Consider the following 1,278-nt stretch of genomic DNA (forward strand, 5'->3'; position numbering starts at 1 on the left):
GCGGAGTAGAGCTTCATGATGTGCCAGAGGATCGGCCGTCCGCCGATTTCGATCATCGGCTTGGGCTTGAGATGCGTCTCCTCAGAGATGCGGGTTCCCAACCCACCGGCGAGAATTACAGCTTTCATTTCATGTCTTTCAAGAGGTCTGGGTCTGGCTTCATCTGCCGCCAGTCCAAAGACTCATGGCGCAGAGGCGCTTAGCTTGTCAATCGGCCCTTAATTACGGGACTTAGTCAAGCCTGTTTTGTCCATGCCGGCGTCATGGTCCTTTTCGAGGTCGTGGCCTCATGATGATGTTCGGGTCGGATGCCTCAACGTGCGTAGCGCGGTTATGGAGCTGCAGCCGATTGAACAAGGTCATCGCAACCACCGTCCCGGCGGGACATCACAGGCCCAAGGCAGCCCTGCGATCTCGGGTGGATGTTCAGTATCAGGTCGGCTCCTTGCTGCACTGGAACGTGGTGCCATCGATCCAGATGCAGTGCAGGATGACGGCCAGTTTGCGAGCAACCGCGACCTGTGCCTTCTTCATTCCGTTGCGTTTGGCCAGCCGCAGCCCCCAAGCTTTCAGCGCGCACCAGCGCCGAGTCCGATGGAGCAGCACACTGGCGGCCTCGAAGAGATAAGTTCGTAGTAAGCGATCACCCCATCGCGAGACTTGGCCGACGGTGTCCATTTCACCCGATTGCTTGCGTCGCGGCGTTAGGCCCAGATAGGCACCCACGGATGTTGCATTTCGAAAGCGAGATGGGTCGTCGATGGTATGGCGGAAGGTCAGTGCCGTTACCACGCCGATGCCCGGCACGGTCATCAACCGCCTTGTCGTCTCGTCTGCTCGAGCCATCAGTCGGACCTGGCGGTCCAACCCATCAAGCTCTCGACAAACATAGGCATGCACGGAGAGCAGTCGTAGACCGGCCAAAGCACGTGACCGTCTCCGGTCAATTCGGTGACGAAGCGCTGGAACTGTCCGGCGATGGCGCGAGGGAAGATTAGGCCGCATTCTTTCAACATTGATCGGACCTGATTTTCGAGATCTCGTCGCATCGTCACGAGCCGGGACCGCGCGATCAGCATAGAGCGGACCTGTTGGCTGGCCTCACTCTTCACCGCAACCTCGCGATACCATCCGATCCGAACCAAATCGGCTAGAGCGTTTCCGCATTTTTCAGAATCATACCGGATTCCCAAATCGGCTTTGTTCTGATTCACTGATACTGGTTGGATGGAGGCCGGCATCTCATGACCGCACCGTTATCGAATGATCTTCGTGAGC

At 57.6% G+C, this 1,278-nt stretch carries 2 protein-coding genes; both read right to left on the minus strand.

What is annotated here, in order from left to right; all coding sequences use genetic code 11:
* A partial coding sequence (locus C5J22_RS30855; protein ID WP_172746801.1) for a sugar phosphate nucleotidyltransferase occupies nt 1-128 on the minus strand: 128 nt, incomplete at its 3' end.
* Between the two features lie 304 nt (nt 129-432).
* On the minus strand, nt 433-813 hold the full coding sequence (locus C5J22_RS31880; RefSeq protein WP_245440622.1) for a transposase: 381 nt from the start codon (nt 811-813) through the stop codon (nt 433-435).
* Nucleotides 814-1,278 lie beyond the last annotated feature (465 nt).

It is taken from the genome of Neorhizobium sp. T25_13, assembly GCF_002968675.1.
Classification (GTDB): domain Bacteria; phylum Pseudomonadota; class Alphaproteobacteria; order Rhizobiales; family Rhizobiaceae; genus Neorhizobium; species Neorhizobium tomejilense.

What these genes read in the sequence shown, in the direction of transcription:
- C5J22_RS31880 (WP_245440622.1), bottom strand. Translation starts at nt 813, where the DNA reads ATGACCGTGCCGGGCATCGGCGTGGTAACGGCACTGACCTTCCGCCAT.